Raw genomic sequence first — 20,694 nt, forward strand, 5'->3', positions numbered from 1 at the left:
TATTAATATGTGAATTTTCTAAAGATTGATTTCATTCAAGTGGAAAAAAGAAATACCGCTTATTCTTGTTTCAAGGATTTTCATTCGGTAAAAATACGGTGATTACCCAGAGAGCATAAATAAAAAAGCCCCTAAGGGCTCTTTCCTAACCTTTGGCTTTCTTCGCCTTCCCACCTTTCGGAGCGTCGACCTTTTTGCTGATATACGCCGTATGGGTTTTGCCGTATTGGTCCGGTTCTTTTAGCGAGGCGACTTCAAATACCAGGTATTCGTTGCCGTCGTAGTCGACCATATGGTCTTTGAGGATTTCTTCCAGTGTTTCCTTGGAGATGGACACCCGGATGATATCGAGATCTTTAACCTGGGTTCCTTTGCCGATGTAAGTTTTTTCAAATTGTGACATGACTTTACTGTTTAAGGTTTTAAATTTGATTATGCCCAAGAATTAGGGGGCTGCCAGGGACACCCAAGCCAAGGGCCGGGCTAAAAAATTGCGGAAGGCTTCCTCTGGAAAGCCCAATTTTTTTGAACGGGCGAAGCCTACCCTTTGCGGGTGTACCGAAGACCCCATCTTTGCATGTATCATAATTCACAACCGGGAATAGGATAAGTCCATGAAACTGGAAAGCTGGAATCGGAAAAGAACTAGGTTAGATTGACAATACCGGAAAGTATCCAACATATTGACATAAAGGAGAAAGTAACCCAACGGACTCCGTGGTAAATCCGATTTGGCAGAAGTACGAGTGAAGATAAAAATGGAAGCCTATGCCCAGTCTAACGCATGCGTGTGCAAAAACTATGGTGAAAGAAATTGTGGTAGCTCGTAACCAAGAGAAAAAGTGAAAGCATCACCTTTACAACTTTTTCCCTAATTTTAGTAGCTGTTTTTACCCTAATTTCAATTTTTCGGAAATGTTATTTGATTGATGTCTAGTTTTTATAGCCATTATTCAGGTTGAACCCATGAGTTAATTTGATTGGCTATCTTATTCATCAATTCTGCAGATACCGATGTACTCAACTGTCTTGTACTAATGACCAACTTATTTGTATTTGAACCTTTAAAAGTGATAAACTTATTGCCTCGCATAGATTGGCTTCTGTCTACCTCCTGAACATCAAAAATATCCTCGATTTGATGAACATGTAGGTATCCTCCGGCGGCAACAATTATTACATCAAAATTTTGATAAAACTTATTGTTTTTTAAGAAGTCAAGTCTAGGGCCAATTTCTATGTTACTTATGCCAGGAGAATTTTTGGAAGGAATAGTATTTAGTTCCGTAATAAAGAAATTATGAAAAAAATGATTATTCTCATTAACATGCATTTCTGCAGAAATTAAATTGCAGAGCCGTTGGTATTGATTCCAAGTTGATCCACCCGATTTTTTATACTTGTTATCATAGGGGAAAAGCGGATTAAAATCCAATAATTGCCCGGATTCAATAATATTTTTCCACTGTAATGGGTTTTCTACAGATTCCTGCTTAAATATGTGTTTTGTTTCTGTGTCAAATGGATCTATGGCCAGTTCCTTTCCGATCACCAGAATTTTGGCATTGGGATTTCCCTTCCCAATGTAGTAAGGGTTGGGCGAAGTTTCTTTACTGTTGGATTTGTAAAATTCCTCGGATTTTTCAGCCGCCAATTGTACAAGATCCTCGAATTCTTTGGAATATTTTTCCATATTTTAGTGGTATGAGAAATTGAAAAAAAATCTATTCTATTTTAAACGTTAAAATGCCTTATTGGAAAAAGCTTGAACTATTTTTTTGTTTACAATGATAGCAAATTAAAAATAGCAAACCTATTGCTGCATTCAAAAGATGATTTTATAGGCTTATTAGTACTCCGTTTCTCTGCTAAAGGAATGTACTTATCTTGTAAAATTTATTGGTATGCAACTGTTGCCGATTTAGATATCTGGTTGCCACCTATTCTATATTTCTTATAATTGGGGGATTCCCAAACGACGGCTTTAACGTAAATATTCTATGATTCTGGCTCTTATCAATTGGAAGTAAATTTTGTTCTCCCCCCTTTCATAAATAGGGGGGAGACATGGAGATTAATGACTGGCGCTGGGGGCAGCCACAACCCCTTCATTATCGTGCAATTGGAACGACGCAGCCTGTTCCTGAGGAATATTCTTCCTGACCCTATTGGATAGAATCAGCCATATTCTATTTTTGAGCTTAGGGATAGAAATGGAAATCCTTTTTTCGGGAAGGAAGCGGGAGGAAAAAGATTGGAATGGAAACGAAGTGGTAGCCCGATCCATAGGGGAAGCCCCACTTTGGTTCTTTTTATAACGAGCTTAGTTTTATTATTTATGCAACCGGAACAACCTACTCCGCAACCGGATCCAAGATTTCCGGGTAGTTGTTTGCTGGCTTGTTTACCTCGGAAGAGATTTCGTATGCTTTCATTGCATCAGCCGGATATGCGTTTAACAATTTAAGCAGATCTTTGGGATTTTGATCGGGATCTAACCATAGTTTTTCCTCTTCGGAGGTCAGAATTACCGGCATCCTATCATGGATTTTCTCCATAAGCGCATTTGGGGCGGTAGTGATAATGGCAAAGGAATTGTAAATTTCTCCCTCGGGATCTTTCCAGCTTGACCAAAGCCCAGCGAAAAAGAAGACTTCCCTTTCAGGAAGGTAAATCCTAAACGGCTGCTTTTCCTTACCATCCTTCTTCCACTCAAAAAAACTGTCAGCAAGTACCAGGCATCTTTTGTTGTTTATCAACAAAGGTTTAAATGAGGGTTTTTCGATTATGGTCTCGGAACGTGCATTGATCATTTTGTACCCGACTTTTTTATCTTTTGCCCAATGTGGCACCAAACCAAAATGAAAGACATCTATCAGATCGGGCTTATCCGAGGTAACAACAGGAGCCAATTGGGAAGGAGCAATATTAAAGGATGGCTTCCAATTTATAGCTCGGTCTGACAATGTCAACTTCAGTTGGTCTTCAACTTTCTTGAGATCCAGTTTTTGGGAATATCTGCCGCACATGGTTTCTCTAGTTTTGGTACAGGTTAGAATTCTTTAAATGGGCCTTGGTTTTTTCCCGGATCACCTCCATTTAAATCAGCTAATTCCTTTAATTGATAAGATAATTAGGTACGAATACAAGCATGTCAGAATTGTGCTAGAAAAAATCGATGGAGAATATTTAAATACTACAGGGTTATTATGCCATTAATTAGATAAAAATCAATTTCAAATATTACATATATTTAGCCATGGGAAAAATTCGATCTATTGAACTGAGAAATTTTGGTCTATTAAAGGTCGTCGATGAAGAAGAAGAATCATCAACAGCCAGTCCTACTGGTTACTTTTTACGTCCGGGGAAAATCAACTTTCTTGAAACCACAAACAGAATTGTTGGAAATAAAGGGGTCAGGTTTGGAATCGAGTATTTTATCATAGGAAAAAGTGATCAGGAAGAAAGTGTGGAATTTACCTGCAAAATAACGCACCCTCCGATGACGAAACCCAAAACGAACAAACAACAGAGCCATATTGAAGAAACCAAACTCAATTATACCAATCTAGTCAGCAACGATTACTACGCATTTGAGTATGACTGGGAAATCGTTCAGGGACAATGGGTTTTTGAACTTATGGAGGGCTCAAATCTATTGTTTAAAAAATCTTTTGAGGTCGTTTAAGTCCTATTACTGGCTTAGGGATAGAAATGTAAATCCTTTTTTCAGGAGGGTAGCGGGAGGAAAAAGATTGGAATGGAAACGAAGTGGTAGCCCGACCCACAGGGGAAGCCCCAATTTCGTTCTTTTTAATAACAAGCATAACTTTAATATTTATGCAATCGAAACAATCTACCCCGAAACCGGATCCAAGATTTCCGGCTAGTTGTTTGCGGGTTTGTTAACCTCGGTAGAGATTTCGTATGCTTTCAATGCGTCAGCCTGATATGCGTTTAACAATTTAAGCAGATCTTTGGGATTTTGATCGAGATCCAACCATGTTTTTTATTCTTCAGTGGTCAGAATTTCAGGAATATCCACCCAAGATAGGTTTTTAATAAATAAACCCGAAACGGATTTATTTTTCTATTTTTGCGTTTCACGGTATATTTACTTTCAAGCATTGAACACTACTCCATACAATAAGGCCCGAATAGAACAACTTATCCGTCAGTTTCGATTGGATAAGGAGGAGTTTTTGGATTTAATGAGTGAGGGGTTAAAAAACAAGCTTACTTGGGAGGATGTCTTTAAAGAGGAAATCCAACTCAGTCATTTGAAGCGGATCGATAGAATTTTTAGCAAAGGTCTTTCTTATTACCTGGATCCAAATCCACCTATTCAGTCGAAAGAATCAAGCATTTTTTATAGGAAAGAAAAGTTTGGGACAGATCTCAACCTTGCCTCCAAAAAAATAGTCAGTCAATTTGAAGAATTGAAACTTTCCCTATCAGGTTTGGCCAAACTTTCTGACGTTAAAATGGAAAGGGCATTGCCTATTTACTTGGTCAGTCAGGACGCAAATGCAATCGCCAAGGAAGTTCGTGGAATGCTTTATCCAACCTTTAGAAAAGATCCCAAGAAATTTTTAGAAGCATTGATCGGTAAGTTGGCAGACTCGAATATTCTGGTATTTGAATTTGTAGAACACCCTTCTTTAAAGGAAAAAAGTAATATCGATGGATTCTTCCTCCAGCCGAATGTAATTGTCTTAAGAAGAAACCAAGATTACTTCAAAAGGGAAATCTTTACACTGGCCCATGAACTGGGGCATTTCCTGCTCAATAAGGAGGAAGTGGAATCCATGGATTACGACAAACTTGCGACTGGTACAAGCACTAAAATAGAGTCTTGGTGCAATAAGTTCGCTTTTGCTTTTTTGGCAGGTGATCTAATGAATGATCTTGACAATTTTCCGGAGATCAGCACCTCAACTGATTATTCCTTTGAGGAGATAAAATCTATATCAGACAGAACTCATCTAAGTTTTACGGCTATTCTTACGTACATGGTGAAAACGAAAAAGATGACTGGAGCGGTTTATGGATTCATGAGAAAGGAGCAGGAAGAAAGCATTCAGGCAAAGAAAGATCTGGAAAGGAAAAAAAGAGAATTGGAAAAGGAAATGGGTAAAAAAACGATGGGAGTCCAAGCCAAACCGATTCAATCCCCATTATTCGTGTCAGCTATCCAAACTGCTTTTTATGATGGTGTTATCAATGAATATGAACTCTGCAAAGCGCTTCATCTAAAGCCTGAACAACTCGAAAAATACCTGAGATGAAAGCAGTAATCGATACCAGTTCTTTATTGAGTTTGGTACGGTACTATCTGCCGTTTGATAAGAAGGGTATTCTACTTGAAGTGATCAAACGAAAAATTCAGCATAGAGACCTTATTATTATAGATGCAGTTTATGAGGAAAGTAAATTCGTTTCTCAGAAAATCATCTCAAAACATCTACACTTTTTATTTGACAAAGAATTCTTGAAAGAATATAAGGTCATTGTAAAGACAGACGAATTGATCCCTGTTTCTCCGGTGAAATTTTTAAATATGGTCAAAAACCAATTCGTTGCTGTTCCATCACAGTTTCGGAAATTAAGTGAAGCGGAATTTGAAGTTCAGAAAAACCGCTTTATGGAATCTGCCGACGCAAAGCTGATTATGTACTGTCAACACTTAATGGGCCACAATGTAGAAGAAGAAATTTACTTGGTTACAGAAGAGACGACTGCGGCCAATGATTTAAAACTCTTTAAAAAGATCCCTGCCATATGTGATATCCTCGGGATTCCGGTGATTACTCTTCCAAATCTTCTGGAAAAATATCCAGAGGTTGATTTGGGATTTAACAGCAAAAATTAATTCGTAGTTTATACATGCTTGTACTAGAAGGTTATCTTCCTTAAATAACCAGGTTTTCCTTCCTAAACTCTGCTAACTTCTGATTCTTCAACGCTGCTGCTTTGCTGATACTAATAAATTCTTCTGCCAGTGCCCTAAATAAGAGTTGGGAAAACCGATTCGAGTGCTCAACGCCTTCATAAGCTACAGGCTCATTGACCCGGAATCCCAATTGATTGAAAACAATATAAAATTGTTTGAGGTAATTTTCGGAAATCAACCCCAGATTTTTGGCCCGATACACCAAGGCTTGCATGGAAATACCATACTGTTGTTTGATGGCACCTAATTCATTCATCGACAGTTTGTTTCTTTTACCGCCTAATTCTTTTCTTAAAGTTTTCTCGGGGATTAAAATAGCAGATGCAAAAGCATGGCAGAATTTTTCCTTTTGCTTGTCTTCATATCCATTGACATCAAGGAGAAGGTGCCCTAATTCATGTAAAGCAGTGAATCGCTTTCGATCAATCTTGTGCTCAAATATGGCTTTGTTAAGTACAATTAAAGGAATGTCTTTCCCATTCACCCAGGTAGCAAAACCATCAAAAGACTCCTCCGAATCAATCTCAATCACCTTTACATGGTGATCTTCCAAAAGTTCGATTACATTGGAAACGGCATCGCTGCCCAGTCCCCATGCCTCTCTTAATGCTTCGGCAGCTTTTTCAATATCCCTTAAAGAATTTATTGCCATGCCGTCAAGCGGATTATGCAATTTGGTTTCTATCCCCAATATTTCCTCCAACTCGATATAGCGGCTTAATTTATTTTTAGCTATTTCTACAATCCTATTTTTCTCTTTGGCAGGGTATGAATCCAATTTTCTAAATTCTATTTCACCAAACTCAATCACAGTATCGGTATGGAAATAATCCGGCCTGACATGCAGGGCATCTGCCAATATGCCAATCATTTCAGCATCCGGCACTACTTGTCCCTGCTCATATTTGCTTAAAGCCTGTTTGGTAACAAAATTATTAATGCGGTCTGCCAAACCTTGTAAGGATAAGCCATTCATCAAACGGGCAGATTTGAGACGTTCGGCTATGTATTTCATCGTGCTTGAAATGTTAAGTTCATGTGATAGATTTAACTCAAATGTACGCTATTAGTTGACATTTATATAAATTAATTATATAAATGTCAACCTTTTATGGTAAAAAATAATAGACATTTAGAAACTAGAATACAACTATTATAACTCATTTTCAATAAATTAAGAGAAATTTCTAGAAATTGAATTTAAATTGACAAGCTGAAAATTTATTTGATATTTGTTAAATGAAACTGGATTGGTAAAGAAGGAAATAATACAACCAACTAGCGCATAATTAAGAAGGGTCAAGGTAAAGAACTGATTATTAGTTTAAAAACCAAAATCTGGCCTTTTGACGAGGAGAGGTTCTGGAAAATCGCAAGTGTCCTAACAAAAAACGAACTACATTATAATCGATCGTATTTTGATAATGATTTTCTTCCGGACATTCGCAAGATATATTTGTTGTGTTTTGGGTGGTATTTTGTACCTTTATAGTTATATGTTTTAAAAGCTTAAAGTAAGCTTGTTTTATATGGAAAACAGGCTTATTTAAAACAGAAGAGCTGTTTTTTTTTTAACTCAACGGCATTGGTAGCCAATCCTGATATCGTTGAACTCAGCTGGTTTGCCAAAACATTAATGTTTTAAATGATGCCTTTGATTTAGTTTGAAAGGTGAAGAAAAGGTAAAGTTCGAAAAACTGCAGAAGGATATCTAGGTGAATGAGAGATTGATAAGCTATTTAAAAAAAATACTGAGGGTCATCTTATAAATAAATTCAATAAAGGTCGGCTAAACATATTTCAAAAATTTATAGATAACAAGTTCCATTTATTAAGAAAACTCACTGAAGTCAAAAAAATGTGATGTATAAAGAGATTCGGTTTAAGAAAGGATATGATAATAAGATAAATTTAAAATTTAGATTGAATTTTTATGTCAGAAAATAGAAGCGGTAAAGAACTAATTGAGGAGGCACTCAATTTGGTATTGGGTGGTGGTGATGACAAACTGGCTCTTGCAATTATTAAGCTAAAAAAAGCAAGAGATATGCATAACTTTTCTTCAGATTATTCAAAAGTTCATGTAGAACTTTATATTAGGTTTATAGAAAAAATTTTGGGATTGAATTCTACAAATGAAAAGATATCAAAATATTTTATTGAAGGATTAACAGATACTACTTATCTTAGAAACGGCCAAACTTGGGACGAAGTTAACCTTGATAGACTGGAGTCAGATGGTAAAAAAATTCGTAATTTAACTATAGCATCAGGAAAAAGAGATTTTTTGGAAAATGACATGGTTGAAAACTGGCTGAAGTCTTTAAAGTATGATGCGCTGGTAAGGCAAATAAAAGATTGGGAAGATGAAGATAAAGCATACAAAGAGAAGCTAAATAAGGTTAAGGAAATTATTGGAGAATAACATTAAAAAAGACGATATTCTGGGATTTGATTTTCGGATTTGTATTCAATGTTTTTGTTAAAATCTTTAGAATTTTGACTATCAGATTTCTATAACTTTTATCTTTATCCCAAAGAGAATTTACTTTTTGCAAACCTTTGAAAGAGGATCTATAAATAGGGGAATTTACTTCCCACTTTCTGGCAGTGTTTTCCATCCAAACATTTCCTTCAATCTTTCGTCATCGATGATTCCCCTAAGACTGGCAATGATCTCGCCTTTGGGATCATGCTGCTTTTTTGGGAAAATAAAGAATCTGTACATTTTACTATGCATTTCAAGATTAAGATTTTTATTCAGCCCAGTCCTTGGTACGCTCAAAATCTCTTCCTGAGACAGCATGTTGGGGATTGCCTTTTCAAATCCAAAAGTAACCTGATGTTTTTCTATATTACTAAATGAAGAGAATAAAGCCTGAAGGCAGTTTAATGGGCCATAAATATATGCATCATCAATAACTTTACCTTGGTTTTCAATTTCTTGAATCGCTCTGATTAATATTCCTCCAAACGCATTTTCATTTCCGCAAGTAATGTCCAATCCTGATCCATGTTGATACCAAAGGCCGGAAGTTTTTTGTTGCTTATGGCCATGTGTATAGCTGTCATTATGAAGTGTGTCCTTATAATAAAACTCGATTTCACAGATTCTGAAAATCTTAAATCCACTAACTAACACAGACTTATTTAATAATTCATCAGCTATCCTGCGAAAGGATGATTCAAGGCTTTTAGGGTCAATAGAGAGATTGATTGAGTTCAATTAGTTTTCTGTTTAAATTGATGTTACACGCTATTACTATTTTGATCTATTTGAGGCAAACAAATCCCAACTTTCCATACTTTCTCATACTGCTCCACTTCCAATTGACTAAGGTTTTTTACATCCTTGTTTTCTGAATTCAGGTCAGGAAAAACGATCACGCAATCTAGTAATCTAGCGGAATCTGTTACACCTGCCTTTTTCCGAATAGACTTACTTCTTGCATATCCACTCACTTGCCTAATATCATTATGCAAACCAGTGTGTGTTTTGCCTATATACTGAGGTTTATATTTGGCATCTATGATTTTGACATCAGTACTATCCACATACAAAAAATCCACTTCGTTTCCATATGTCCGCTCATGGTATGCTATTTTGTTTCCATATTCCTCCTTTAGTTTGCCTAGCACAAATAGCTCAAACAACTTACTCATATCAATCCAAAAAGGAGGTGTGAGAATCGTATCTTGGTTTTGTACGTTGTTGAGGTTGTAGCCATACCTTTGGAGGATCATTTTGGCTAACTCTAGGGCCTTTTCGTAATCCTTGTAAAAAGAATTGAATTTGATATGCTTGATATCATTCAAATTGACTTCTTCGGAAACTTCTTGAAATGCAGGCTGAATGTAATTGAAGGTTTCTTGGAAAAAAGAATCTGTACCCAGTCCTTTATATGTAGCCATGTACCGCTTTATAAAGACCAATGTTTTTTTTAAAATCCGGTTTTCTATGCCATCCACACCAAACATCTCAAACTGACAGACGGTATGCAGGTTCTTGTTTTTATCCAGATTCTGCTTGATTGTCTGACTGACGAGTACTTTTCCCTTGACTCTGGAGTACATGTTTTCTTGAACCTTGTAGTAACTTTTTTTAAGTCCTTTTCGAACGATTCTTTTTACCAAATTGAGGAACTGAATCATAATTAAAGGAGAAATCAAATCCTTGGATTTTTCCAAGGGAATCCAAGGGCTGGCAAACTTGATCTCAAAAAGTTCCTGGGTATGGTCCCTTACCTCAGGTTCCTTCAGAGCTTGAAAAAGCATGGAAAGTACATTAATCTGAACCAAGTCTTTTGGGTCAGTTGAGGCTTCCTCGCCGGTATTATCAACATACTTCGTATTTAGCTTTGATTCTACATATACCCAGTGGTTCCCCTCAAATCCAGGAATCCAATCTGCTCCAATGTAATAGGTACTACTTATTGATAGCTTTTCTTCATCGGATTTGAAAATAGCGCAGAATCCATCCCCCCGCCCTTTCTTAAACCTTATATCCACCATAAATGGCGTTTCACTAAAAGAAAAAATTTCAGAATGACTTTCTCTTATCAAAAACGGCATCACAAACCACTCAATTCGTTGATAACTAGTTGAACCGGATCATCTGCTCTCTCCTCCTGGGTTTTCAGAATTCCATCCTTTACATACTCCTTAAGAAGGGGAAGTACTTCAAATTTCATTTTAGTTCTAATTTCCAAATCACCAATCTCTCCCTCATTCTCGGTAAGGAAATAACTATGTCCTATCCAAACTTCCTCTGGTTTAAAATCCGACATTAGACATTCAGCATTCTTCGGGGCAGCATTCGATAAAATTACTTCGTAATAATTGGAAACGAATAATTTCGAAACTTTCTCGAAATATACTTTAGCCTCTTCATTCTTAATCGGTTCGACGGACGGAAGTACTTCCACAAAAGCAAACCTTCTGCGAATGGCATAATCTATATGACCAACGCTTCGGTCTGCCGTGTTCATGGTTCCTATTACGAATAGGTTTGGTGGAACGACTATTGACCTAGATCCATCTGCAGCATACATCGATTCCACCGGTTCACCGCGGTATTCCAAACCGTAAATCAATTCTCCCAAAACTGAAGGTAAATTGGCACGGTTAATTTCATCTATAATCAAAACATAGTTTTTTTCCGTGACAGGTTTGGTACCTATAAATGAAATTTCCTTCTTTTTTACAAAATCCTTGAAAAGATTCAAAACCCTTAGAAAATAGCTGGCATGCTGTTTTGCAAGTCCTGATACATTAGAGTTGGCTTTGATGTCCTGTCTGGAGGTAGCTTCTTCAAGAAATAAAGTTTTTATATCTGAAAATAACAACCTTTGTCCAGAGACCAATTTCCAATTATCTCCTGTATATCTTACCGCATCTTCTTCTACTTGAAATAGATAGATTATAGTTCCTTCCAAAACTAGTTTCCCATTTTTACTTTCTATTTCGTCTTCCAAATAATCACGAAACAATTCGAGATACTTTTCAACCTCCTGCTCCCTAGAAATTTGCTCCGGTGATTTTCTGGAATCGTGATAATTTTCCCATGCTTTATGGGCAAATTCAGCAAATACCTTATCTATTGATTTGTAGTTAAGTATTCCGTTAGAGGTGTCTGCCATTATTCCCCGAACGAAATCATCATACGAATACGCTGGGTGAAATTGTAGTAATTTGTACTCTCCGGACTCCATATGCTCAAAAATATATTTCGCCAAAGCAGCTCTATAGGAATCTTGATTATTTTTTAATCCACCCTTCCATAGCATACTTTCGAAAGCTTGGATAATTCCATGGTAAGGGATATCGTAATTTGTCCCGGTTTCTAATTTAAGGTTGATTGCATTTTCTTTAACAGCAACTATAATGTACTCTTTCTTACTTGAAGAACTCTCTATCTTCATTCCTGGTTGAAAAATATTTTTGATGTAGTCCGCAGTTAATTCCTGAGATTGGCATAAACTGTTAGCGAGTTTTTTTGCAAGCCATGTCTTTCCAGTTCCCGGAGGACCTTGAAGGATGATCTGTGATTTAAACTTCAAAAGTGAAATTACTTCGTGGACTTTCATTTTTTCAACTTGTTTAAGTACGAATTTTCTAAGGTCATCATCTCTTACCTTTTCAACGGTCTGGCTATACCAAATACCATCAAATTCAATGGGTAGACCCTCTAAATTCCACCAGTTTATACTAAATTTATGCGTGTCTATCTTTGATTTTATTTGACCAATAGCTTTTACTTTAGTAAAAGAGATTTTATGATTTTTACCCTTGGTGGCACTTGATTTCATTACAAGTAAATCCCCAACATTAATAACTTTAAGGACATTAATATATTTCATATCACCTCTTTCGGCATGCCCATCATACCATATTCCTTCCTCAAAAAATTCTTTAGAAACATCTTTTGTCCCTCCAAAAGATGATCCAACTGCATAAATATTCATATCGACTATTTTTTAGATTTAAATCCCTCCCAGTTTTTAATTTCTACCTTTACCTTTAAAGTCGCCAAAACTTTATCAAAAAGTTCAATAAAAGGTTCAATGCCATTCCCACCAAACCTCTAGGCAGGGTCATTCTCAAATCGAATCCTTCCTGAACAAAAGCTGATAAAGCTTCTCAACAATCGAACTTCTCGCTTTATGTACCATATCATTCCATTAAATACTCTGCTATATCCTCAATACTTACAATTCCCATCAATTTCTCTGAGGGTTTTCCATTCTGGGTAATTATCATGCAATCCAGCTGGCTTTTTTTCTCCTTGGATTTCTTTAAATAGATCTCGGCGGCTTCATAAACGGTGGTATTTCGGGGGATTAATGTATAGTTTCCGGTGTTCTCAATATGCGGCATCAAGTCCGAAACCTTCGCAGCAGTCAGGTCGATCAGCTGATTCTTGTATTCAGAAAAAAGCCAACGGGAAATAGTATTTGTTGAAATCACTTCAATAACTTTTCCACCAGCATCTAAGATTGGAGCCTGAGAAAAATCCTTTGCGTTCATTTCTTGGAGGAGGTTTATTAAAGGTGTATCAGAATTAACACAAAACACATCAAACTGAAAATCAGGAATGACTCGCTTAGGATTCTTAAACTCCTTTAATATTGATTCAATCAATTCGACGGTTTCCTGATATGGCTCTGCAATAGGAATTCCTCCTTTTGACTGATGGGCTATGGCATTTCTTAGATTACCCAACTGATATAGGTCGTCCTTATATCTTCTGACAACTGAATTCTTTCCTATAAGCTCTTTTATTCTTTGCGAGAAAGAAGCATACTCAGATTGGCCCAAAGTCTTGGCAAAGGCCTTGTCTAGTTCGTTATAACAGTCTAGAAATTTTTGGGCGTTGGTCATGTTAGAACCCACGGATCTTTCTTTCCAACTTCAGCGAGGGAAAAAACCTGGTCATAAGTTCGAGCTACAGATTTATCCCTTTTGTAAATCATTTCTTTTCCTTTAAATCCATTTGAATCAACGCCAAATTCATCCCTATCAGAATTTAGAGTAACGGCTTCATTCCAAATCATTGATTTATTCCTACCGTAGGTATCCGTGTAAACCATACCAATCTTATCTATACCATTTTGCCAATCTATAAATATTCTTTCGGACTGTGCCAGACTGAAAGTTGAAACCATATAATGATAATCACACCGTTCTTCTATTGTCCCCAGATCAGAGGTGATGCCATGGTCAATCAAAAAGCTATTAAAATGGATTTGTTCATTATGGATAACTTTTATAAATAACTTAACGTCAAGTGCAGGACCACTTCCAATATTTCTAATTGTAAGGAATTCCTCCCCTCCCTCCTTCTTAGGTCTCTTTTCAACGACTATAATAGGCTTTTCCTTGACTTTCATTATTTCCAAGCTCTGCCAAGAGATATAGGCAAGTATTATTGTCAAAGATGCGGTCATGAAAGGGGACAGAAAAACAGAGAAATCAACCCAATCCTGAAATTCAGGCGAAAGAGATACACTACCGAACCTTACTAAGTAAAAAGAAACCGGAACTATAACTGTCAATATAGCCAAACCAAAAATAATTTGCCTTATACATGTTTTTTTATCTCTCATCATTGTTCAATTCCAATTCCTTTACCAAATCTGTGAGGCGAGAAACACCACTTTGTCCGATTATTTCTTTTTTAAATAATTCGTCCAATAATTCGGTGTTATTAATGTCATGAATCAAAATATCATGCTGTCCGAATTTTATTAAGTATTGATCTCCCATAACTACGATTTTATAAAAACCTCAATCTTATCCACCAACTTCTTTTTCAGATCTTCCCCATCCTTCCATACCAAATGCTGATAATTCCGAGTATCAAAGTGGGCCGTTCCAATTTGATCCTCCCTACAGGTGTAAATCACCTTTTGACCTTTGCCTAGTGCATATCCTGCTTCGAAATATACACCTGCTTTATGGTGGGTGAAATCTGCTATTGTAAAATTTGCCTTTTTTATTCCAGAAATAATGGCATCATTGATGGTGACATCACTAGCTGGATGCTGATCAAGTACGATATGAGGTTTGAATCCTGATTCTGAAATCGCTGGTTCAATCCATTCGCTATAAATCTGAACCATTTCAGGATCAAATGACATTGCTACAAATGCTATTTTCGAATCTGAGCTCTTCGAAATTTTTGATGCCCTTTCCCAACCATCTAAAGTTAGGGAAATAGCAATATATGCTGGCTGGGTTTCTTTCTCATTAATCCAACCTTTGACTTTAGATTCATTAATTAGGCTAATTAATTCATCATCATATTTCAATCCGATGCGTCTCAAAAATCCACGATTATAGTCCCAATCCTCCCTTATGGAAATAAAGTGACCCAAAAAATCTGAACTCTTTTTTAGGTAATAAAGTATTTCATCAACTTTTTCTATTGGTGAAACAGGAATACCAGAAGAAGAAATTAATACTTCCAAAAGAGGTTTATCCACCAATTTACCGTTGGGCCAGATATCATTTTCGATTAAATAAAAGATGGCTGTACGGTTATTATCCCAAAAAGTCTGTTTTGTATAAAGATCGTCATTTACAATTATTAGGAAGTTATCCTTGTAAGGATAAAACCATTGATACCCATCAGTCCCAAAATCGTAGTCCACCCCTTGGTCAACAACTTTCAAATCAGGAGGCTTTAAACCAGTTAACGGGCACCATTGCGCTTAAAAAATTGAATTTCCCATAGTATATTTATCAATTTACAAGAAACCAATTAATTTCTTAATTTACAATAGCTGAACACATTACATTTCATTGATCCCCTTCTTTATAGCGGGTGGTCGAGAAAAAGCAATGACTACCAATACTTGAATTGAAACCATAGATTTGACCTCAGGATCAGTCTATAATCAACTTAAACAACCTTTCCTCAAATTCTTCCCAAATATTTGGACCCAAAAGCAATGTAATCCTTCAGTTGAAGGGGAATCACTTCGAAACAATTTGAATTTAAATTGTGTTACATAATTCTAGATATGTAAAATTAAATTCTATATTTGTAACACATTTTTTTAACCAAATTCAATATGAATCAGGATCAAATTATCGGAAAGAACCTTAGCTCCCTTCGTAAGAAATTGGGATTTACCCAGGATCAGGTGGCTGATTATTTACAGATCAATCGTGAGGAGGTTAGCTATTACGAAAATGGAAAACGGTCGGCTCCTTCTAACGTATTAAGCCAGTTGGCTAATTTGTATGGTGTGGATGAATATGATTTTTTTGAAGAGGATATGGACATCGCAAATGTAAACGTTGCACTGGCTTTTAGGGCTGATAGTATTAATTCTAAGGACCTGGTACAGATTGCCAAGTTTAAGAAAATTGTCAGGAACTATCTCAATATGAAAAATCTATTGGAAAATGAACCCGCTGGTACTTGATAAACATGCCTCCCTCTTTAGGGCGCAAAATGGCTACAGTAACAAGGAAAGTATACACCTTAAAAGTTTGCTTCATAAACTAGGGGTGCTAGCTGTTTTTCGTCCCTTGGAGATGGAGATTTCGGGAATGGCTATGAAAATGGGGCCTGACAACCGATTTATGCTTATAAATACCGCAAGGACCCTAGGCCATCAACATTTTACAATTTGCCACGAATTGTATCATCTTTTTATCCAAGCGGATTTTGTTTACCACTTTTGTCAAGTTGGGATCTTCGACAAAAAGGATAAAGAAGAATATAATGCGGATCTATTCGCCTCTAGGTTCCTGATGCCCAAAGAGGGGATTATGGCTTTGATTTCTGACCGGGAAATAGAAGAATCAACGATTAGCTTGGCAACTATTTTGAAGATAGAGCAATACTTTTCCTGTTCTAGGTCAGCATTGCTTTACAGGATGCAAGATCTCGGTTTGATTAAAAGTCAGCAACTTGAAGCATTCAAACATAGCGTAAGAAGGAGTGCGATGGATCACGGTTATTCCTTGAAATTATATGAAAAGGATAACCAAGAGGAGGTAATTGGAAACTATGGGGATATTGCCAGGAAACTTTTTGAAAAGGGAGCCATTTCAGAGTCCCACTATTATTCCCTGTTGGAAGATTTGGGAGTTGATTTTTCGGTGCTTTTAAAAAATGGAGATGAAGAAGGAGGGTAAAATAATCCTTATCGATGCTGATGTCATTTCCCACTTCATAAGCGGTGGGCAGATTACCTTACTTCCATCAATTTTTCCGTACCCCATCAGAATCCTGGACAAGGTCTATGCGGAAGTATCCCGGATGCCAGGAAGGAAGACCGAGGTCGATAACCTACTTCGTTTCAAACTGATAAAGCAAATTCCCTTTCCTGAGGATGATTTAATGATCAAAAAGGAATATCTTCATATCAAGAAGGTGATGTTCAAGGGAGACGGTGAGGCTGCCTGCATGGCGGTGGTTCGGTTTTCTAGAAATATTCTTGCCAGCAGTAATCTAAAGGATATTGCCAACTACTGCAAAATGCATCAGATCACATATCTCAGTACCATGGATTTTCTTTGTAGAGCGGTAGAAAATAAACTCCTCTCCGAGCTGGACTGCGATGAATTTATTAAAAAAGTACTTCTGGCAGGGAGTATATTGCCTGTGAAAAAGTGGAAAGCGTTCAAGTGTAGAGAAATTGATATTTGACAGAAGGAGGGAAGGTTTGGTTATGCCATCATCCCGATCAATCTGTCCGGTACAGTCTAATCATCGGCATAGAAATAGAATCAGGACATTTGATAATTCCAATTTTGAATGAGGTAAAGGTGGGGGATGAAGCTATTATATATTAATATGAAGTGATTTTTAACGTTTCTTCATTTTTTCAAACCAATACCAAAACATTAATATAACAAAACCTCCTAAAATCACATATATAGCCGTTTCATCAGCTTGTAAAGCTCGAAAAATGAATAAAATAACAAATATATTAGCAATATTCATAACAAAAAATAGTATCTGGGAAATGACAAAATAAAATGATTGCTTATCCATAAATGAATCTTTTATTTCCGAAAACAATTCTAGCTCAGTAGAATGTTTTTTGAAAAATTTATTTTCAGATAAAAATTCATAATCAAGTGAGAATATTTTTTTCAGATAATTTAGATCCTTTAAGTTTGAATTTATTAGTACACTCAAGATAACAGAAGTCGAAATTATTACTACTAGCAGTAGATAAAGAAACTGGGGACTTCCGCTTACTCTATCGATTGCTATTAAACTTGCTGATACACCTATTGGTAAACCAATTAGTTTTTGAGTTATTTTCCCTAGAGTTTCTGACAACTCTTTGAAGTATTTCGTTTTCAGCTCATCATAGTCTTTTTTTAGCTTTTCAACTGAAACCTCATTGAGGTAAACTTCAAAGTTGATGTTCGCCTTTTCAGTAATATTCTCAAGGGATTCGAAAATCCTTTTAAATCTAATTTCTTCTTCAAAATTTTGTCCAAATTTTATTATTTCCGACTTAAGAAACTTTGGAAGAGATTTATTTTCAGTTTTGAAACATTGTATAAATGAAGTGAGCCCTTTTCGATAATCTATAGAGGTAGCGAAATTAGGAGATGCTATAGAATAGTTCATAGTTAATCTACCCTTTTCAGAAAAACTAATCATTGTAATTCTTCTCGAATCAATACTATAAGAATCAATAAAGTGAAATTCTTTATTTTCTTTAGAAACCAAAGATCTTAAATAACTAATAAATTCACAATAACATTTGGAATTTGTAAATAGGAAAAAATCGTTTTCTGGCCTAAAATTTTTATAAGTCGCTCCATCAACAAAAGAATAATATTCAGTTCCATCAAAGACAAGAAGACTCTTGAATTTATCATATTCCATAAAGAGGCAGAGTTCACCTAAGTCTTTGAAAAAAAATATTTGATCCTTAATTGGTTCAATTCTAAGGATATCACTATACTTCTCATTTTTTAAACCCAAAGAATCTGCTAAATCCTTCTTTGATTCTGAATAATGAATATCAATATACCCATTTCCAATGTTAGCTTCGGAAATAGGAGAAATTAGATTTACAAATTTTTTATGTTCTTCAATATTAAACATTACTTTCTGATTCCACTTTGAACTTATTTACAAAGAGTTCTGATTCAATAATGATGGCATTAGGATTATCTTCTGATCTACGAACCTTAGTTCCCAAATCATTTCTTGAAAAATTTAATCTAATTCCATCAACACTGATTGACAACTGTATAAATTTTTTTAGAACATTCCTATCAAACCTAAATTCAGTATCAATCTCAATATCATTATTTGTCGCAAAATCTTGAATTATACCTTCGTCACCATAAATATGCTCACTAAGGCTTTTAAGGTTGATGTTCTTTTGCCCATTTGACTTTGCATGGTCATAGACCATATTTCTAACTTCATCAATAGAGTACTCTTTACCAGTCTTAGGATTCTTTGGCAAAGGAATTTCATTAATTATATCATAGAGTTTTTTTGTAAAATCTGTGCTACTTTCTAATTTAGTTGCACAAACCCAATCTGTAAAGTATTCTGAAACATCAGGTTGTTTACGATTTGTAAATGATATGTAATTCCCTTCCTTTTTATTAAAATTTGGAACATTTAACCTGAAAGCCATTGCCAAGTGGTTAGTATCTAAATACTCTACAGAGTTAACTTCGAAAGTACTACCCACTCTCCTTAATGTATTTCCAGCGGTGTCTCTTAATAAAAATATAGCGTAAAATTCAGTACCATTGCTTTCGTATTCAGTAAATAAAAAATACCCTCCTTTAGCAAAATTCTTTTGACTAATAAAAGTTTTAATCCCAGAAATCTGATCTCTAGTTAAATCAATAAAAGTCTCATCCTCATAAGATAGTATAGAATTGTATTGATTAAATCTATCAGGAAAGTAACTACTTGGTTCAAGATTAAAAATCCCATATGTGATTTTATCTGAGGTATAGCTTTTAGAAAGTTCTGTCACTAGTCTTTTTGATTCAGCTGACAAGAGGATTAATTGGTCCGAAAGAACTAATTTAGTGTCCTTCCTATTCGGCTCCTTTTGAACTTCGTGAACTATAATTCTATGTATATTCATATTTTTATATTTTTCTCAATAAGTAAATATTAGCCACCGATCCACTCAAACAGCTTTTCCATAGCATGATCTATTTCTTCTTCTTTTCGGCCTCTTTTGGATAATGCTAATCTAAATTCCATTTCAGGTTCAGGGCCAAACTTTGTAAGATGAAATGGAAGGTTTTTAATAATTCCATAATCTAGAAAATAGCTTAATCGTTCTCCTTTTTCATTCTTTAAATTAGGATCGCTTTCTTGCCACCAAATTTTACCTGCATTGAAAAATGAATTAAAATATATAAGAGCTTGCTCATGATTAGATAATTGAGCCCTTACAATTTTCACATAACTATATGTCAATTCTTTGTTGTTTTCCAAAGTAGGGTTACTACAGATAAATTTAAAAAGTTGGTATAAATGTCTGTAATAATGCCCTAGTTTCGACACATGTCCCTGAAATGGGATATAAGAAGGTTTCCAAGTGACATCATTGATTTCTTCTAATTTGAATTTTGTAAATCCGTCTTTTTTTTCGTTTTTCGAACGGTTTTTCAGCTTGTTAAGCTCCATGATTACTTTCGCAGCAAATGGAGTATGCAGATTATTTTTTATATAGAATTTATTATTTCTTGTCTCTTGAAGCCCGAAAAAAAAGATCGTGTAAGCCAAATCCATAAGATTTGATTTATCATAATTTAATTTTCGTTCATTAATTTCGTTCCAAGAATTTAACTCTCTTTCAACAAAATAAAATAGATACCTTAACTCTTCGTGCATTTTTTCAAAGGCTTTCCTACCCTTAAATTTTCCGGACACTTCAAGTGAATCTACATTGTACTGATGAAGCCTTAGTAGTTCGTAAAACTTATTCTCAAATCTGTCTAACCTTATGTCCCTCCTTATTTCCTGATTAGCCTCATATTGAATCCAAAATGCTAAAAACGTAACGACAATTGCCAATGAACCTAATATTGGTGCTGTAGTACCACCTAGCGCATCCCCCAGACTTCCTAAATGTCCAACAGAATCTGATTTTATAAAACCGAAAATCAAGGCTATGACCACCCCACAAAGCAATACTGCAAAAGTTGTTATTGACCAAATTAGAATTCGGAATTCAAGACTTTTATGACTGGAGTTCATTTCAAATGTATTTTAA

The 20,694-nt window shown here is 35.7% G+C and carries 21 protein-coding genes; 7 read left to right on the forward strand and 14 right to left on the reverse strand.

Annotated features, from left to right (window positions below; translation table 11 throughout):
• Positions 1-145: 145 nt before the first annotated feature.
• The 3 genes from FQ608_RS23625 to FQ608_RS23635 all read right to left on the reverse strand — a co-directional run bounded on the left by FQ608_RS23625 (position 146) and on the right by FQ608_RS23635 (position 3,029).
• Positions 146-403: a hypothetical protein gene (locus tag FQ608_RS23625; RefSeq protein ID WP_158860964.1), complete on the reverse strand. Its 258-nt coding sequence runs from the start codon at positions 401-403 to the stop codon at positions 146-148.
• A 546-nt stretch (positions 404-949) separates the two neighbouring features.
• A complete protein-coding gene (locus tag FQ608_RS23630; RefSeq protein WP_158860965.1) occupies positions 950-1,693 on the reverse strand; it encodes a hypothetical protein in 744 nt (247 codons plus the stop codon).
• A gap of 661 nt (positions 1,694-2,354) precedes the next feature.
• Positions 2,355-3,029 (reverse strand): SOS response-associated peptidase, encoded by a 675-nt coding sequence (locus FQ608_RS23635; RefSeq protein WP_158860966.1) that lies wholly within the window; start codon positions 3,027-3,029, stop codon positions 2,355-2,357.
• Between the two features lie 230 nt (positions 3,030-3,259).
• Between FQ608_RS23635 and FQ608_RS23640 the strand changes: the two genes are divergently transcribed.
• The 3 genes from FQ608_RS23640 to FQ608_RS23650 all read left to right on the forward strand — a co-directional run bounded on the left by FQ608_RS23640 (position 3,260) and on the right by FQ608_RS23650 (position 5,875).
• A complete protein-coding gene (locus FQ608_RS23640; protein ID WP_158860967.1) occupies positions 3,260-3,691 on the forward strand; it encodes a DUF3859 domain-containing protein in 432 nt (143 codons plus the stop codon).
• Between the two features lie 439 nt (positions 3,692-4,130).
• On the forward strand, positions 4,131-5,291 hold the full coding sequence (locus tag FQ608_RS23645) for an ImmA/IrrE family metallo-endopeptidase (RefSeq protein WP_158860968.1): 1,161 nt from the start codon (positions 4,131-4,133) through the stop codon (positions 5,289-5,291).
• Entirely contained in the window at positions 5,288-5,875 is a 588-nt protein-coding gene (locus FQ608_RS23650) for a DUF4411 family protein (RefSeq protein WP_158860969.1), read from the forward strand. The genes FQ608_RS23645 and FQ608_RS23650 overlap by 4 nt, the downstream gene beginning before the upstream one ends.
• Before the next feature lie 40 nt (positions 5,876-5,915).
• Here the strand turns inward: FQ608_RS23650 and FQ608_RS23655 are convergent, their stop codons facing one another.
• Positions 5,916-6,971, reverse strand: a complete 1,056-nt coding sequence (locus FQ608_RS23655) for a helix-turn-helix domain-containing protein (RefSeq protein WP_158860970.1) — start codon at positions 6,969-6,971, stop codon at positions 5,916-5,918.
• Between the two features lie 918 nt (positions 6,972-7,889).
• Here FQ608_RS23655 and FQ608_RS23660 point away from each other — a divergent pair.
• Positions 7,890-8,381, forward strand: a complete 492-nt coding sequence (locus FQ608_RS23660; protein ID WP_158860971.1) for a hypothetical protein — start codon at positions 7,890-7,892, stop codon at positions 8,379-8,381.
• A gap of 165 nt (positions 8,382-8,546) precedes the next feature.
• On the opposite strand, the gene FQ608_RS23665 is transcribed toward FQ608_RS23660, so the two are convergent.
• The 7 genes from FQ608_RS23665 to FQ608_RS23695 form a co-directional block, all read right to left on the reverse strand.
• Entirely contained in the window at positions 8,547-9,182 is a 636-nt protein-coding gene (locus tag FQ608_RS23665) for a DNA-3-methyladenine glycosylase (protein WP_158860972.1), read from the reverse strand.
• A 23-nt stretch (positions 9,183-9,205) separates the two neighbouring features.
• Positions 9,206-10,468, reverse strand: coding sequence for a 5-methylcytosine restriction system specificity protein McrC (locus FQ608_RS23670; protein ID WP_158860973.1), 1,263 nt, complete (start codon positions 10,466-10,468; stop codon positions 9,206-9,208).
• A gap of 59 nt (positions 10,469-10,527) precedes the next feature.
• Positions 10,528-12,420: an AAA family ATPase gene (locus tag FQ608_RS23675; protein WP_158860974.1), complete on the reverse strand. Its 1,893-nt coding sequence runs from the start codon at positions 12,418-12,420 to the stop codon at positions 10,528-10,530.
• Positions 12,421-12,628: 208 nt separating this feature from the next.
• Positions 12,629-13,336: a CBS domain-containing protein gene (locus FQ608_RS23680; protein ID WP_158860975.1), complete on the reverse strand. Its 708-nt coding sequence runs from the start codon at positions 13,334-13,336 to the stop codon at positions 12,629-12,631.
• Positions 13,333-14,064, reverse strand: coding sequence for a hypothetical protein (locus FQ608_RS23685; RefSeq protein WP_158860976.1), 732 nt, complete (start codon positions 14,062-14,064; stop codon positions 13,333-13,335). Before FQ608_RS23685 ends, FQ608_RS23680 begins: the two co-directional genes overlap by 4 nt.
• Complete coding sequence (locus FQ608_RS23690; protein WP_158860977.1) at positions 14,051-14,221, reverse strand: hypothetical protein; 171 nt, start codon at positions 14,219-14,221, stop codon at positions 14,051-14,053. Before FQ608_RS23690 ends, FQ608_RS23685 begins: the two co-directional genes overlap by 14 nt.
• A gap of 2 nt (positions 14,222-14,223) precedes the next feature.
• A complete protein-coding gene (locus FQ608_RS23695; RefSeq protein WP_158860978.1) occupies positions 14,224-15,129 on the reverse strand; it encodes a hypothetical protein in 906 nt (301 codons plus the stop codon).
• 402 nt (positions 15,130-15,531) lie between these two features.
• On the opposite strand from FQ608_RS23695, the gene FQ608_RS23700 reads away from it, so the two are divergent.
• The 3 genes from FQ608_RS23700 to FQ608_RS23710 are packed head-to-tail and all read left to right on the forward strand — an operon-like array spanning position 15,532 to position 17,120.
• Entirely contained in the window at positions 15,532-15,888 is a 357-nt protein-coding gene (locus FQ608_RS23700; protein ID WP_158860979.1) for a helix-turn-helix domain-containing protein, read from the forward strand.
• Positions 15,869-16,606, forward strand: coding sequence for an ImmA/IrrE family metallo-endopeptidase (locus tag FQ608_RS23705; RefSeq protein WP_158860980.1), 738 nt, complete (start codon positions 15,869-15,871; stop codon positions 16,604-16,606). Before FQ608_RS23700 ends, FQ608_RS23705 begins: the two co-directional genes overlap by 20 nt.
• Positions 16,584-17,120 carry a hypothetical protein gene (locus tag FQ608_RS23710; protein ID WP_158860981.1) on the forward strand — a complete coding sequence of 179 codons (537 nt, stop codon included), beginning with the start codon at positions 16,584-16,586 and terminating at the stop codon, positions 17,118-17,120. Before FQ608_RS23705 ends, FQ608_RS23710 begins: the two co-directional genes overlap by 23 nt.
• A 159-nt stretch (positions 17,121-17,279) precedes the next feature.
• Here FQ608_RS23710 and FQ608_RS23715 read toward each other — a convergent pair whose 3' ends face one another.
• Genes FQ608_RS23715 through FQ608_RS23725 form a run of 3 tightly spaced genes read right to left on the reverse strand, consistent with a single transcriptional unit; the run spans position 17,280 to position 20,678 of the window.
• Positions 17,280-18,542: a hypothetical protein gene (locus FQ608_RS23715; RefSeq protein WP_158860982.1), complete on the reverse strand. Its 1,263-nt coding sequence runs from the start codon at positions 18,540-18,542 to the stop codon at positions 17,280-17,282.
• Positions 18,535-19,554, reverse strand: coding sequence for a nucleoid-associated protein (locus FQ608_RS23720; RefSeq protein WP_158860983.1), 1,020 nt, complete (start codon positions 19,552-19,554; stop codon positions 18,535-18,537). The genes FQ608_RS23715 and FQ608_RS23720 overlap by 8 nt, the downstream gene beginning before the upstream one ends.
• A 29-nt stretch (positions 19,555-19,583) precedes the next feature.
• A complete protein-coding gene (locus tag FQ608_RS23725) occupies positions 19,584-20,678 on the reverse strand; it encodes a putative phage abortive infection protein (protein ID WP_158860984.1) in 1,095 nt (364 codons plus the stop codon).
• Positions 20,679-20,694 lie beyond the last annotated feature (16 nt).

The organism is Lunatibacter salilacus (assembly GCF_009797935.1).
GTDB lineage: Bacteria > Bacteroidota > Bacteroidia > Cytophagales > Cyclobacteriaceae > Lunatibacter > Lunatibacter salilacus.